This window comes from Hymenobacter puniceus (genome assembly GCF_014333525.1).
Lineage (GTDB): Bacteria > Bacteroidota > Bacteroidia > Cytophagales > Hymenobacteraceae > Hymenobacter.
Map to the genome: position 1 here is coordinate 573854 of NZ_JACSCX010000003.1, position 13096 is coordinate 586949.

Genomic DNA, 13096 nt, shown 5'->3' on the forward strand with positions numbered 1-13096 from the left:
CAGTATGGGGGAATAGCTGAGGTGGGAGTGGCTATCAGGCTGCGTGATATGTGGGGTTGCTGCGGCCAGCGCGAAAAAGCCCCTGGAGAAGTAATGACCTCAAACGAATGTATTGGCAAAACAAGTAACTTGCCGCCTGTAGGAGCCGCAGCAGCGGGGCAACTTATCGTTCCGTAATGCAGTTAAAAGCGCAGTTGAGTAAAACAGGGGTTTCGCTACCTGTTTTGCCAATACTTGTCTGTACTCCTATTCTCGTTTTATCTGCATGAATTCACCGTTCCGTCCGGCTTTCTTTTCCACCTTGTTGTTCTGGCTCATGAGCCTCACGATGCTGGCTTCTGCCACTTCGTGCAGCCAAGAGCAGAAAGACCAGCTAAGGGAAGCCCTGCCCGGCACACCGGCCAAAGCCGGTGGTCCGCAGCCCACTCTTGACAGCGTGTATGTGGTGCGTGCCATGAATGCCGAGCCTAAATTTAAGGATCAGGTAGTGTGGGCCAAGAAGTTTTACCGTGAGCGTCAGTTCCGTTTGGGGTGGTTCCGCAATCATACCCTGGTGCCACAAGCCAAGACGATGCTTGGCGTTATCAACAACGCGGCTGCGGAAGGCCTAGACCCTAAAGAATACAAAACCAAAGACTTCGACAAGCTATTCGCTGACTTGGAGGCTGTTCAGGGCGATTCTGTTAAGCGTAACGCGCTGGAGAAGGAAATTGATGTGGCGCTGTCCGGCACGTATTTCAACTGGGCTTCCGACTTCTACCGGGGAACAGTTGATCCGCGTGCGGTAAAGTCAATCGACTGGCAGGTGAAGCGCAATAAAATAAAGCTGCACAAAGCCCTGATGACCATTCTGCAGGAGCGGGAAAGTACGTACCCCTACTACGAATTCGAGCCTCTGCACCCTGAGTATGAGCAGCTGAAAAAAGCCTTAGCTGACTACCGCACACTGCAACGCAACGGTGGCTGGCCCACACTTCCCGCCACTACCAAGCTCAAGCCCGGGCAGGCTGCTCCGGCCGTAGCCACGCTGCGCCAGCGCCTGCTGGGCACTAAGCCCGCGCCAGATGCAACCCCAGCGGCTACCGCCAGTGCTTCTGAGACGCCAACTCGTACAGTGGCCAACAATTCCACGACTCCAGCACCAGCTACTGCTGCGCCAGTCGAGAAATATGATGCTGAGCTAGTGCAGGCCGTAAAGGCCTTCCAGAGCCAGAACGGCCTCAGCCCCGACGCGATAGTAGCCGGGGAAACCCTGCGTCTGCTGAACGTGCCGGTTGCCCAGCGCATCGACCAGCTTATCCTGAACATGGAGCGCTGGCGCTGGATTCCAAAGAAGTTTGAACCGGACTATCTGCTCGTCAATATTCCCGATTACAAGTTGCACGTAGTCGAAGGAAATAAAGAGGTTTTTGATATGCGGGTGATTGTGGGCAAGGCCCTCAACGCTACACCAGTCTTCTCCGACAAAATGGAGTATGTAGTGCTGGCGCCCTATTGGAACGTGCCGTACAGCATCATCGACAAAGAGATGCGCCCGAAGCTGGCCGCCGATGCACAGTCCTACCTCGACCGCCTCGACATGGAAGTGGTGAAAGGGTCGGGGGCCAAAGCAACCCCCGTTGATCCGAACAGCATCGACTGGGCCAGCCTCACGCCTGCCACCTGGAAGTACACGTTGCGTCGCCGCCCGGGGCCTAAAAACGACCTCGGCGACGTAAAGTTCATCTTCCCAAACTCCAATGATGTATACCTCCACGACACGCCCCACGACGAGCTGTTCAGCCAGGCCAAGCGCGGCTTCAGCCATGGTTGCGTGCGCGTAGCCGAGCCGCTGAAACTAGCCGAATACCTGCTCCGCAACAAGCCCGGCTGGGACATGACCAAGATCGAAGAAACGATTGCCGGCCGCAAAGAACTTTACGTGAGCCTGCCGAAGCACGTACCGGTATACTTGGTATACTTCACTTCGTGGGTGGATGAAGCCGGCAATGTCAACTTCCGCGACGATATTTATGGGCATGATAAATCACTAGCCAAGGAGTATTTCAACTAGCCCCAGAGGTATTGGTTGATGCCTCCTACAGGCAACAAAAAAGCCCCGCTTGCCTTTCCGGCAGGTGGGGCTTTTTTGTTGCCTATTAGTTTCAAGTAAGACCAAATGCCTGTATAACCAAGGCAGCCGCCAGATAGTAATATGTTGAAGCAGACGGATTGCAGCCTCTTGTATAAAGGATTATTCTGTTTACATATGTTATACATATGTAAACAGTGGATAACCAGTGTGTCATTTGTGATCTAAAAGTTCGGCGCACTTACGTAAGTTGCAAATGTTCCTATGACTGTCTGGGTGCTTTGCTCGGCTGTAATTGTTGTACATTTGTAATCAAATATAGTATCGACATGGTAGAACGTATTAAAGAACTGCTGCAGGCAGATCAGCTAACTCCAACACAGTTTGCGGACCGTATTGGGGTAGCCCGACCCATTATCAGCCATATTCTGAGTGGACGTAATAAGCCTAGCCTGGAAGTAGTACAGAAGATCCTAGCAGCATTCCCGCAGTTGTCACTTGACTGGCTACTTAAGGGAGCCGGTAGTATGCTGGCTGGAGCTACCCCTCCCGCTACAAGTACTACTACCATAGCTCAAAGCGCAGTTCCTGCTGATGCGCCAGTAAATGCCCCAATTGAAGCACCAGTTGATACACCACCAAGCCCGGCACACACGCATAAAGCCGCCAAAGCGCCCCGCTACAAACCGCAGCATGCACCATCAGTAATGGTAAACCACCCGGAAGCTGAACGTGCAACAGCGGCGCCTTTGGGCTACGCATCATCTGCTCATATGCCCCGCATTTTAGATGTGGCAACTACTGCCGCAGTGCCTACAGGGGCTACTAGTATGCCGGCCAGCCCGCCCGCTGTGCCACCCGGTTTTGCAGCTGCTGATGCACAGGAGTCAGTGCGTCAACAGCCAGACATTTTGTTGTCGCAGCCAACTGAGACTACAGTTGCCAAAACCAATGGTGCCGCATCTGCTCAATCGATAGACAAGTCTTTAGCAGGCGCTTTGGCTGAACCGGGCAAACTAATCCGCCGGATCGTGATTTTCTATCAGGATGGTACGTTCACTGATTACCAGCCAGAGCCGCGCGGCTAATAATTCAACAGCCTACTGCTATAATAAGCCAGAACACTTTCTGCAGAGACATTGCCAGCTGAAAAAGCAAAAGAAGTGCAATTTGTCAGTGCCCTAACAAATGGCGAATCAGATGGCGCAACAAGCTTGTCAACACCGGAATAATTGGATCTTTTTTGACTGGTTGTATGTGGATTAATTTATAATATTAATAAATGTTTATATTTGCTATAATGAACATGTATTTTATTTTTAATAGTCTGTATATCAGTGCAATGTGATTAATATTTAAAGTTTAACTTTCTGTGTATTTGGTGCTTGCTAGGCATGAATTAGTTTTATTATTTGGTTGTCTTTGACAAGCATGTTCTTTTGCTGGGTTCATACTAAATTACTTAACCATGTGCGAAAGTTGTTTAGTTATATATGTTCCGAGGTTCAAACAGCTAACATAATTAGAGATGCTAATGGTACTATCAGGAGCACAGCCGGGTTTCTAACCCTGTAACTGGCATTTCGCAAGGTGCAATGAGTGGCTCACAGTAGATGGTAGCGCAGCTGGTATTGGTTGTAGAAGGCTCAGCCGTTGCTGGAGCTGTATGGCATTCAGCTCCAGCAAAAGCAGCCGTACAGAGATGTTATTTACTTATGTAAAGTATTCCTTGGTAGATAGCCGTGGATGCAAAGTCCAGGCATATTTGGTAGTACAGAATACTGAGAGTAACTGCAGAAACACCAGTTGCTAGTGAGTTGGGGATTTTCGGGTTGCTGCTTATCTTTGGGCTATGAAAAAAATCCGCCTGCTCTTCCTGCTTGCCGCCAGCGCGCCGTTGTTCCTAACTTCCTGCTCGCAAGCCCCCGACGCCGAGAAAGACCCCAACGCTGATGCGGAATACAAGCGCAACCACCGCGCCGAAGGATACCGTGAAGCGCAACGCAGCAACGTTAACTACTAATAGCGGCCTCAGGTACCGCCCGGTAGTCAGCCCTAGTGTCCGACGGCGGCTTCGGTGCTCCTCGCTACGTCGGTGCCATTCGATATAAAATACAACGCCCCATCCGACTCAGGTCAGATGGGGCGTTGCTGTATGTCGTGGCCGGTAACAGGAACTCTAGGCTCCTGCGTATTGCGGTTGCGTGGGTACTGGTGGTGCCGGTAGCAGATGCGGCAGGGCGATGGTAGCCAGTAGCTCATCTTCGAGCAAAGCCGCCCAGGTGCGCAGGTACAGTACCACGTCGTCGCGCTGGTTGTGGCGCAGGGCGTTGCGGCGCTCAAACGGAATGGCCCGCCGGATAAGCGGGTCGGAGAGACGTTCCAGATGCGCCAGGTCGGTGCGAGTGAAGCCAACGGCCAGCATCTCGTCAATAGTCTGGTCGATGGGCAGGCCGCTGGTGGGGCAGTAGTCCGTGAGCTGCCGCTCCCAGTCGCCGTAGCGCTGCATGGCCCGGGCATGGATTTCGGCTTTGGTGAGTTGGGTAACCGTCTGGGCCAGGTGGCCGCAGTTGCAACTGCCCATGTGCCCCCACTGGTAGGGAGCCTGAGTAGCCAGGCGGTGCGCCGTGTCGCGCAGGGCCTGAATGACAGCAAGAGTGCGTTGAGCCATAAGGACGAAAGGCTGAAGAGTACGGCGTGGCAACGGCGCCACCGGCTTTATAATTCGGCAGCGCGGGATTTTGTTTTAAAGCTGTTGTTTGGTAGCGCCATTCGGCTGGTACTGCCCCAGCAAAAGAAGGGTGGCCCCAACAAATCGTTGGAGCCACCCCTTTCTTAGCTCTTTATATAAGACAGCAGTAGCTACTGCTCAGGTCAGGCTACTGCGGGCGTCCGCCGCCGTTGCCGCCACGGAAGCGGCGCTGGCCCGAGCCAGAGCCCTGGCTGCTGCCGGGCGTCCGCTCACCAGCGGGCCGCGACGAAGCCGCGGAGCTGCTACGGTGGCCGCCGCTGGCACTCCGCTCCTGGCCGCCACGCGGGGCGCCGGACTGCTGTCCCTGGCGGGGTGCACGGCCGCCACCCTGGCCACCGCCGCCTTCGCGGCCGGGCCGCGCCGGACGGCCTGCCGGGCCTTTGGGCCGCTTGATGGGGGCCCCGCCGTGCAGCAACACCGGCGCCACTGAGCGAGTGGTATAAGGGTGGTCCTCAATCAGGTCGATCTGACGGCGGATCAGCTTCTGGATATCCTGCAGGTACGCGCGCTCCTCATCTTCCACAAATGTGAAAGCCGTGCCAAAGGCCCCGGCGCGGCCCGTCCGGCCGATACGGTGCACATAGGTTTCGGGCTCGTTGGGTACTTCGTAGTTGATAACGTGGGTCAGCTCATCTACGTCGATGCCGCGAGCGGCAATATCAGTAGCAACCAGCACGCGGGTGGTGCCGGCCTTGAAGTTACTCAGAGCCCGCTGGCGGTGGTTCTGGCTTTTGTTGCCGTGGATGGCTTCAGCCGGAATGTTGGCCTTTTCCAGCGTCTTCACCACTTTATCGGCGCCGTGCTTAGTACGCGTGAACACCAGTACGCGGCGGATTTCCCGGTTTTGCAGCACGTGCTCCAGCAGCGCCGGCTTGTCGTTCTTATCTACCAGGTACACGCCCTGCGTAACCGTGTCGGCGGTGCTTGAAACGGGCGTTACGGCCACCTTCACCGGGTTGGGGCGCAGGATGCTGGAAGCCAGCTCCTGAATCTGGCCGGGCATGGTGGCCGAGAAGAACAGCGTCTGGCGTGAGGCCGGCAGCTTGGGCAGAATGCGCTTGATATCGTGAATGAAGCCCATGTCAAGCATGCGGTCCGCTTCATCCAGCACAAACACTTCCACGTGGCGCAGGTCTACGAAGCCCTGGTTCATGAGGTCGAGCAGGCGGCCGGGCGTGGCGATAAGCACCTCAACGCCGCGCTTGAGGATCTGCACCTGCGGGTGCTGGCCGACGCCGCCGAAGATGACGGTGGAGCGCAGCTTAGGCAAATGGCGGCCATAAGCTTTAAAGCTTTCCCCGATCTGGATGGCCAGCTCGCGGGTAGGCGTGAGCACCAGGCAACGGATGCGCCCGGGAGCATGGCGCTCTACCTGGGCCGTCTGGTGCAGAATCTGCAGAATCGGAACCGTGAAAGCAGCGGTTTTACCGGTGCCGGTCTGGGCGACACCCAGCAGGTCGTGGCCTTCCAGTACCTGCGGAATGGCTTGCTGCTGAATAGGCGTGGGGGTAGTGTAGCCTTCCTCGTGCAGGGCACGCAGGATAGGCTCAATAAGGTTAAGGTCGTCGAAGATCATCAAACGGAAAAAGGAAAAACGGAGCCGCCAACGGGGGCGGCTAAACTATCGGATGTGCCATAGAACAGGCACGAGTCCGCAAAGGTCGGTGGTTTTACGGCGACTTTGTGATGGCCGGTGCTGCCGAGGCTGGCCGGCGCACTAAATACGCCGCTAAAAGGGCCGGTTAGCTGGTGCTGCCCGCCGGAAGTTTAGGGGCAGCAGGATAGCGCCAAGCTAGAAAATAGCCTTAAAGCAATGTAGTAAATGGCTGAGGGAGAAGAGATAAAATAATTATTGGTTTGGTGCTAAGACTGTGGCCGAAGTTAAAGTAGCACCTGCATAACCCGGGCCGCCGCAAAATCCGTTTACTTTTCGGAAAATAAACCTGATTTCCGTTCCGACTATGCACGTAATAGACCGAAAAACCGCTTACGATGGCCATTTCAAACTCCGGCTGCTGACGGTGCAGGACGGCGACGCGCAGCTGAAGCGGGAGCGTTTCGAGCCGGGCCGGGCCGTAGCGGCACTGGTGTGGGACACCAAAAAAGAACAATACGTGCTGACCCGGCAGTTTCGCATTGGGCCGGAAGCCGAGATGCTGGAGCTGGCCGCCGGCATGATCGACGGCGACGAAGCCCCGGAAATTGCTATCCGCCGCGAACTGCACGAGGAGCTGGGCTACGACGTGGACCGGCTAGAGCAGATTGCCCGCATCTATCCCTCGCCCGGCACGAGTGCCGAAACCATCACAGTATTCCTGGCCGAGGTCAGCCACCAGTCGGGGCAGGGGGGCGGACTGGCCGAGGAAAGCGAGAAGATCGAAGCTGTATTCCTGACTTCGGAGCAGCTGCAGCGGCAACAGTTCGAGGATGCCAAAACGATTATTGCGGTGCAGTGGGTTCGCCTGAACCGGTAGCGGCAAACAGGTGTTTTCAGATAGTTTATACAAATGGTAAACGCCTTAATTAGCCTTTTTAAAAGGCTAATTAAGGCGTTTTAACTTTCTTGCTGCTAGGCTATTGAGCTTTAACTACGTACTCAAACGTCTGCTTGGTCTTGATGTCGTTGATTACCAAAGTTAGGTCTTGCGGCGTCTCGGTTTTAACAAATGGGATAGAGCGTTTGCTCACGTATAGGTCGCGGTTCCAAAAGCGGCCTTCACCGGCAGTCAGCGCCGGCACGTTGAAAACTTCCTTGTTGTCCTTGTCCTTGGCTACCACGCTCAGGTAGGAAGGGTCGGCGTTGGCCCCGCCGCGGCGGTACATCGTCACGACCAGCAAACCGCCGGCAGGAAGCTGGCTGAAGCGGCGCTGGTAGGTGGTGTCGGCCCAGCTTTTCAGCTTTTTCAGCTCGTCAATTTCGGTGAGGAGCTCGGCGTAGGGGCGGTAGGCCACGCGGGTCACGCAGGCATCTACTTCGGCATCCTCGTCGGTGTTTTTGGTGACGTTGAATACGTACTGGCACTCTTCGTCCTTTTTGGGGAATGTGTACTTCTTACGGGGCTTACCGGGCATGTACTGAGCCGCCGCCGCCAGGCTGCACAACAGGAGGAATGCGAGGAGGAAATGTTTCTTCATGAGCAACAGAAAATAGAGTAAGCGCCGGCAGGTTAGGTTTCGGCGGTCCAAATATACGCAAGGTAAAAGGCCATTTCACTAGGTTTCGTCCAAAAAACCAGAAACTACGACCGGCGTAATTCGCCGCGCCAAGCTGCTTTCTGCCCCAGAATGCCGGCTTCGTCCGCGGCAACTACTTTCGTACCTTGTCCGCTTCTTATCGTTACGGCGACGAATGCTGCCCCGCCTGTTGCCCGGTTGGTTGTTCTGCCGCTGCTGATACGTACCTACTTGCTAATATTCCTCTATCCGTAGCTGATGCTGCTCACCATTACTACCACCCACCAGCCTGCCACCGACCTAGGCTACCTGCTACACAAGAACCCGGCCCGCCTCCAGACACTGGAGCTCACCGCCGGGCAGGCCCACATTTTCTACCCCGAAGCCACGGCGGACCGCTGCACCGTGGCGTTGCTGCTCGACATCGACCCAGTGGGGCTGGTGCGCAGCCAGAAGGGTGCCGCCGAAAACTTTGCGCTGGCCCAGTACGTGAACGACCGGCCCTACGTGGCCTCGTCGTTTCTGAGCACGGCCCTGGCCAAAGCCTTCAATACGGCCATGAACGGCACCTGCCAGGACCGCCCCGGCCTGCCCGACGCGCTGCTGCCGCTGGAGGCCACCGTGGCCGTAGTGCCGGCAGCCAGCCCCGCGCAGCTGCACCGCCTGTTTGCGCCCCTAGGCTACGAAATCGAAACCGAGGCCCATCCGCTCGACCCTACCCGACCGGAGTGGGGCGACAGTCCATACTACACGCTGCGCCTGCGCCACCCGGGCCTGCGCCTGCGCGATTTGCTGACGCACCTCTACGTGCTTATGCCGGTGCTCGACAACAACAAACACTACTACATCGGGCCGGCCGAGGCCGAAAAGCTGTTGCTGCGCGGCGGCGAGTGGCTGCCGCGCCACCCCGAGCGGGAGTTCATCACGCGCCGCTACCTGCGCTTCGCCGAGTACGTGAACCCCACGCTGGCGCGCCTGCTGGCCGTGGAGAAGCAGGCCGAGGACGACGAGCCCGTTGTTGAGTTGGCCACTGACCTTTCGCAACCCGCAAGTCCCATCCAAAAACTCCACGACCAGCGCCTGGACCGCGTGGCCGAGGTAATCCGGCAACTGGGGGCGAAGCGCGTGCTGGATCTGGGTTGTGGCGAGGGCAAGCTGGTGCGCCGGCTGCTGCTGCTGCCCGAGGTGGAGCACGTGCTGGCCCTGGATGTGAGCTGGCGGGAGCTGGAGCGGGCCGGACAGCGCCTGCACCTCTCCGAAATGCCGCCGCGCCAGCGCGAGCGGCTGACGCTAACCCAGGGCTCGGTGCTCTACCACGATGCCCGTTTGGCCGGCTACGACGCGGCGGCCGTGGTTGAAGTCATTGAGCACCTGGATGAAAACCGGCTGGCCGCCTTCGAGCAAGTGGTGTTTGCCCGCGCCCGGCCCGGTGCCGTGCTCGTCACTACACCCAACGCCGACTACAACCAGCGCTACGAAACCCTCTCGGCCGGCGATTTCCGCCACGCTGACCACCGCTTCGAGTGGACGCGGGCTGAGTTTGCCACCTGGGCCGACGGTGTGGCCGCGCGCCACGGCTACCGGGTGCGCCTGGAGCCGCTGGGGCCGGAAGCCGCTGAAGTCGGCGCGCCCTCACAACTGGCCGTGTTTGAGCGGTAGGATGAAAATCAGCTTTGCTGCGACGCGTTGATGTGCGTGCAAAGAAGCGGTTACTTGCTTGCTGCTCGGTTTATGACTTTGATCTTATGGCTTCTTGGCGCCAATCGTAAAGCCCTCCGGCTTCAAATACGCCTCCCTGCAAAAATCTATTTAAGAACTCTACAATCGAATCAGTCAGAGTAATATTCATGTTGTGAATTCGATACTTGCCTGACATTTGGTCGCTCAGTTCAACTTCCCACATATCACAGTAGATCAAATATTCGGCTACGTAGAATTGATGAGAGGGAAGCTCCTGTTTCCGTTCGAGAATTTCCTCCAAAGGAATCATTCGAAACATATCATCTTCGGACTCAAACCCATTGCAGAACAGGTAAAACGCTTTGAAATCAGCTGGAAGAATCAAATTCATTTCTCGTTCAAACTGATAGATAAGTTGTTCACTTGCGCCAGCATACAGTGTGATATCTGTTTGGCTCAGATTGGCTCTGAGTGACATTAATAGTTCGTAAATCATTGTAAAGCGCTGCCTGCTAGCTGATAATAACCCAAGATACAGCGTTGCTACTCAGTACCATTCACTTGCTACCATAATGCCTCAACCAGCTACCACCCTCAAGCTTCCCGAACTCTCGCTCGTCCTGCTCATCGGCACGTCTGGCGCCGGCAAGTCCACGTTTGCGCGGCGTCTGTTTCAGGCCACCGAAATTGTATCGTCGGACCAGTGCCGGGCGCTGGTGGCCGATGATGAGAACGACCAGTCGGCCACGCCCGAGGCGTTTGCGCTGCTGCACCAGTTGGTAGGGCTGCGCCTCAAGCGTGGGCTGCTGACGGTGGTAGATGCCACCAACGTGCAGCCCGAAGCCCGCAAAACCCTCGTGCAGCTGGCCCGCGACTACCACGTGCTGCCCACCGCCGTCGTCCTCGACGTGCCCGACCGTTTGGCCGAGGACCGCAACCGCCAGCGCGCCGAGCGGCAGCACCTGGGCCGCCACGTCATCCCGAACCAGCGCCAGCAGCTGCGCCGCTCGCTCAAGTCGCTCAAGCAGGAGGGCTTCCGCCACGTGTATCATTTGCGCGGGCCCGAGGAAATTGACGCCGTGCAGGCCGTGCAGCGCGACCCGCTCTACAGCAACCGCAAGCAGGAAACCGGCCCCTTCGACATCATCGGCGACGTGCACGGCTGCTACCAGGAGCTGGTGCAGCTGCTCGACAAGCTGGGCTACACGGTGCAGGAAGAACCCCGGCTGGACGTGCGGGATTTGGGCGTGTGGGTGACGCGCCGGGAAGATGTGGGTAGAGACGCGACACTTCGCGTCTCGTCGTTGAACGACCCGGAAACGCGCAGTCCAGACAACCTCAGCAACGACGCGACGCGAAGTGTAGCGTCTCTACATCACCCAGAGAATGAGGTGCCTCGCCGTGTCCTGTTTCTCGGCGACTTGGTGGACCGGGGCCCCGATTCGCCCAAAGTGCTGCGCCTGGTCATGCGCATGGTGCAGGACGGGTTGGCGCTGTGCGTGCCCGGCAACCACGATATCAAGCTGCTGCGCTACCTCAACGGCAAGCAGGTCAACGAAAAGCACGGCTTTGCCGAAACGGTGCAGCAGTTGGCCGCGGAGTCCGACACGTTCAAGGCGCAGGTGCGGCAGTTTCTGGATGGGCTGGTGAGCCACTACGTGCTCGATGGGGGCAAGCTGGTGGTGGCCCACGCGGGCATGCGCGAGGAAATGCAGGGCCGTGGCTCGGGGGCCGTGCGAGCCTTCGCGCTGTTCGGCGAAACCACCGGCGAAATCGACGAGTTTGGGCTGCCGGTGCGCTACAACTGGGCCTCGGAGTACCGCGGCCGGGCTACCGTGGTGTACGGCCACACGCCCGTGCCCGACCCCGAGTGGCTCAACAACACCATCGATATTGACACCGGCTGCGTGTTCGGCGGCCGCCTCACCGCCCTGCGCTACCCCGAACGGGAGCTGGTATCCGTGCCCGCCCAAGAAGTGTATTGCGAGCCGGTTCGGCCGTTGGGAGTTGTCAGGAATCAGTTGTCAGTTGTTAGTGGAGAGGCAACCGATAATCAGAGCGAACTAACAACTGACAACCAACAACTGACAACTCAACAGCAGCACGACGACCTGCTGGATTTGCAGGATGTGCTGGGCAAGCAGATCATCAGGACGCGGCTGCTGCCGTCGGTGACCATTCGGGAGGAAAACGCGGCGGCGGCGCTGGAGGTGATGAGCCGGTTTGCGCTGAACCCCAAGTGGCTGCTGTATTTGCCGCCCACCATGAGCCCGTCGGAAACCTCGGCGCTGCCCGATCTGCTGGAGCACCCCACCGAAGCCTTCGACTACTTCCGCCGCCAGGGGCTGGAGCGGGTGGTGTGTGAGGAAAAGCACATGGGCAGCCGCGTGGTGGTGGTGGTGGCCCGCTCCGAGGACGCCGCGCGCCGCCGCTTCGGGGTGGTGGGCGAGGGGCCGGGCAAGGTATACACCCGCACCGGCCGTAACTTCTTCACCGATGCCGCGCTGGAGGCTGCCTTCCTCGCCCGTTTGCAGGACGCCCTCACGGCCAGCAGCTTCTGGGAGCGGTTCAGCACCGACTGGGTTTGCCTCGATGCCGAGCTGCTGCCGTGGTCGGCCAAGGCCCAGGAGTTGATTAAAACCCAGTACGCCGCCGTGGCCGCGGCGGCCACCGCCGCGTTGCCCGAAGCGGCGGCCGTCCTCACCCAGGCTGCCGCCCGGGGCCTCGATGGGGCAGAGGCGCTGCTGGCCCGCACCACCGCCCGCCAGTCGGCCGCCCAGCACTACGCCGATGCCTACCGCCGCTATTGCTGGCCGGTGGACAGCCTCGCCGATTTGCGCCTGGCCCCGTTCCACCTGCTCGCCACCGAGGGCCGCACCTACTTCGATAAAGACCACGCCTGGCACATGGAAACCCTGCGCGCCCTTTGCCTCCAGGATGAAGGCCTGCTCCAGGCCACGCCCTACCGCGTGGTGCACCTGCGCGACATTGCCGACGTGGAAGCCGCCACCCAGTGGTGGCTGGGCCTCACCGCGGCCGGCGGCGAAGGCATGGTGGTGAAGCCCTACGACTTCATCCCCGCGGGCCAGAAACAGCTGGTGCAGCCCGCCCTCAAGTGCCGCGGCCGCGAGTACCTGCGCATCATCTACGGCCCCGACTACCTGCTGCCCGGCAACCTGGAGCGCCTGCGCGAGCGAAACGTGAAGAGCAAGCGCAACTTGGCCCTGCGCGAATTCGCCCTGGGCGTGGAAGGCCTCGAACGGTTCGTGGGCGGCGCTCCGCTGCGCCAGGTGCACCAGTGCGTATTCGGCGTGCTGGCCCTGGAAAGCGAAGCCGTGGACCCGCGGCTGTAGGCGCGGCTGCCGAGGGGGGGCATAATTTGCTGTCGCTTAGCAATAACTATCGAGTGGGTCCGGACC

At 58.4% G+C, this 13096-nt stretch carries 10 protein-coding genes; 6 read left to right on the plus strand and 4 right to left on the minus strand.

Annotated elements, in window-relative coordinates; translation table 11 throughout:
- Nucleotides 1–265 precede the first annotated feature (265 nt).
- The 3 genes from H8B14_RS11100 (at nucleotide 266) to H8B14_RS11110 (ending at nucleotide 4094) form a co-directional block, all read left to right on the plus strand.
- A complete protein-coding gene (locus tag H8B14_RS11100) occupies nucleotides 266–2053 on the plus strand; it encodes a L,D-transpeptidase family protein (RefSeq protein WP_187315702.1) in 1788 nt (595 codons plus the stop codon).
- A 299-nt stretch (nucleotides 2054–2352) separates the two neighbouring features.
- Entirely contained in the window at nucleotides 2353–3159 is an 807-nt protein-coding gene (locus H8B14_RS11105) for a helix-turn-helix domain-containing protein (RefSeq protein ID WP_187315703.1), read from the plus strand.
- A gap of 764 nt (nucleotides 3160–3923) precedes the next feature.
- Nucleotides 3924–4094: a hypothetical protein gene (locus H8B14_RS11110; protein WP_187315704.1), complete on the plus strand. Its 171-nt coding sequence runs from the start codon at nucleotides 3924–3926 to the stop codon at nucleotides 4092–4094.
- A 156-nt stretch (nucleotides 4095–4250) separates the two neighbouring features.
- On the opposite strand, the gene H8B14_RS11115 is transcribed toward H8B14_RS11110, so the two are convergent.
- Nucleotides 4251–4742: a hypothetical protein gene (locus H8B14_RS11115; protein WP_187315705.1), complete on the minus strand. Its 492-nt coding sequence runs from the start codon at nucleotides 4740–4742 to the stop codon at nucleotides 4251–4253.
- Nucleotides 4743–4950: 208 nt separating this feature from the next.
- A complete protein-coding gene (locus H8B14_RS11120; protein ID WP_187315949.1) occupies nucleotides 4951–6399 on the minus strand; it encodes a DEAD/DEAH box helicase in 1449 nt (482 codons plus the stop codon).
- A gap of 385 nt (nucleotides 6400–6784) precedes the next feature.
- Here H8B14_RS11120 and H8B14_RS11125 point away from each other — a divergent pair, with 385 nt between their 5' ends.
- Nucleotides 6785–7297, plus strand: coding sequence for an NUDIX domain-containing protein (locus H8B14_RS11125; RefSeq protein WP_187315706.1), 513 nt, complete (start codon nucleotides 6785–6787; stop codon nucleotides 7295–7297).
- Nucleotides 7298–7397: 100 nt separating this feature from the next.
- On the opposite strand, the gene H8B14_RS11130 is transcribed toward H8B14_RS11125, so the two are convergent.
- Nucleotides 7398–7958, minus strand: a complete 561-nt coding sequence (locus H8B14_RS11130; RefSeq protein ID WP_187315707.1) for a hypothetical protein — start codon at nucleotides 7956–7958, stop codon at nucleotides 7398–7400.
- Nucleotides 7959–8255: 297 nt separating this feature from the next.
- On the opposite strand from H8B14_RS11130, the gene H8B14_RS11135 reads away from it, so the two are divergent.
- On the plus strand, nucleotides 8256–9656 hold the full coding sequence (locus H8B14_RS11135; RefSeq protein WP_187315708.1) for a 3' terminal RNA ribose 2'-O-methyltransferase Hen1: 1401 nt from the start codon (nucleotides 8256–8258) through the stop codon (nucleotides 9654–9656).
- A 70-nt stretch (nucleotides 9657–9726) separates the two neighbouring features.
- Here the strand turns inward: H8B14_RS11135 and H8B14_RS11140 are convergent, their stop codons facing one another.
- Complete coding sequence (locus tag H8B14_RS11140; RefSeq protein WP_187315709.1) at nucleotides 9727–10173, minus strand: SMI1/KNR4 family protein; 447 nt, start codon at nucleotides 10171–10173, stop codon at nucleotides 9727–9729.
- Nucleotides 10174–10249: 76 nt separating this feature from the next.
- On the opposite strand from H8B14_RS11140, the gene H8B14_RS11145 reads away from it, so the two are divergent.
- Nucleotides 10250–13030, plus strand: coding sequence for a polynucleotide kinase-phosphatase (locus tag H8B14_RS11145; RefSeq protein WP_187315710.1), 2781 nt, complete (start codon nucleotides 10250–10252; stop codon nucleotides 13028–13030).
- Nucleotides 13031–13096: the final 66 nt, after the last annotated feature.